Origin of the sequence: Massilia sp. CT11-108 (genome assembly GCF_047302915.1) — a bacterium.
Taxonomy (GTDB): Bacteria; Pseudomonadota; Gammaproteobacteria; order Burkholderiales; family Burkholderiaceae_D; genus Telluria; species Telluria orientalis.
This window is the reverse complement of the sequence record NZ_JBKYMO010000845.1, coordinates 1-1,551: the sequence shown is the minus strand read 5'-3', so window position 1 is coordinate 1,551 and position 1,551 is coordinate 1. Positions and strand designations below refer to the sequence as shown.

Here is a 1,551-nt window from a genome sequence, read left to right as displayed (position 1 = left end):
GGCGGCGGCTCGGGCGGCGTGTCCGCTCCGGCCCCGCCGGGTTCGACGGCGGGCTCGAGGCTGGAGTCGAAACTCGGCTCCTGGCGCGAGGGGATGTTGCGGACAGGGAGATCCTGCTCGGCTGCCACGGCGGGAATGCCGGCCAAGGCAGGCTGGCCCGGCGCAGCCTGGCCAAGAATGCGGCGCAGCGCGCGGGAGAAGAAACGGGGCCGTCGTTGACGGCGAATACTATCCATGATGGCTCAACCGGTTTGAAACACGCCTGCAAATCCCGTCAACCTGCTCGCCATCCTGCTGCTGGTCGGTTCGAGTGATCCAGGTCGTAAAAGTTCACAAAGCTACGGCGACCTCACTCCGGATCGCCTCTGCTCACAGACATCATTCCACCACATCAATGTGACATGCAGGAACCGCTCACGCAGTTTTTTGACGTCGTCCTGACATTTTCGCAAAAAAACAACGGCTCAGTTCGAACGGCTGTCCACCGCCCGCAACGGTTGCACTTCCGCACCCATTCTTTCCAGTTCCACGCACATGTCGGTCCAGGCCGCTTCGACCTGGCCGGGATCGCCTTTTACGCCCAATTCGATATGGCGCCGCGTGTGCGCATCGCCCACGCTGGGCAGGCTGAACACGCGCACTTCGGGGTAACGCGCTTCCAGCGCTTCCATCAGCGGCGTCAGCGCCGCCTCCGCCGCCTCGACCACCAGCAACGACTTTTCGAGCCGCGCCTCGCGGTGGAATTGGTCCGCATACAGCGTATCGAGCACCCACGCGATCATCGGCCACGCCATCACGGGAAAACCGGGCACGAAGTGGTGCTGCGCCAGCGTGAAGCCGGGGATGCGGTTGTACGGATTCGGGATCAGGCTCGCGCCCGCGGGGAATTCCGCCATCCTGAGGCGTTGCAGGTTCTCCGGCGCTTCCAGGTCGGCGTCCGGACCCGCGGTCTCGCGGATGCGCTCCTCGATCAGCGCGCGTCCTTGCGGATGCAGTGCGAGCGGCACGCCCAGCGCCGCCGCCGCGCACTGGCGCGTGTGGTCGTCCGGCGTGGCGCCGATGCCGCCGCAGGAAAACACGATGTCGGCACTCGCAAACGTGCGCCGCAGCAGGGCCGTGATGCGCTCCGGTTCGTCGCCGACGATCTCGACCCACGCCAGGCGCAAGCCGCGCTCGCGCAGGAGTTCGATCACCTTGGGCAAGTGCTGGTCGCGGCGTTTCCCGGACAGGATCTCGTCGCCGATGATGATGAGGCCGAATGACATGCAGTCCTCCATGCGTCCAGTGTGCCATAGTGCGCCGGAGCCTGCCGCGCCGTGGCCGCGTACCGTGTGTGACATTTGCGGACAAACTCGTGACAAAGGCCCCCAAGACGCTACACGGCTCCCCTCCTAGAATCGGCGCGCCGGCCGCGGGCTGCGCGGCGCCGAACAGAATGAACGATGATTCCATCAGGACGACATGTCGCCGGCGCGTGCGCGCTGGCCCTTTTGCTTGCCGGTTGCGGCGGCCCGGACGATCCGGCCGCACCGCCGCCGGTCGCCACCCAGC

The 1,551-nt window shown here is 66.2% G+C and carries 2 protein-coding genes; both read right to left on the bottom strand.

The window, feature by feature from the left end:
• Positions 1-236 (bottom strand): hypothetical protein (locus ACEN88_RS31325; protein ID WP_413346011.1); only part of this gene is annotated, 236 nt, incomplete at its 3' end.
• Between the two features lie 228 nt (positions 237-464).
• The gene (locus ACEN88_RS31320; RefSeq protein WP_413346009.1) at positions 465-1,265 is read right to left on the bottom strand and encodes a competence/damage-inducible protein A; all 801 of its coding nucleotides are present in this window, start codon (positions 1,263-1,265) and stop codon (positions 465-467) included.
• Positions 1,266-1,551: the final 286 nt, after the last annotated feature.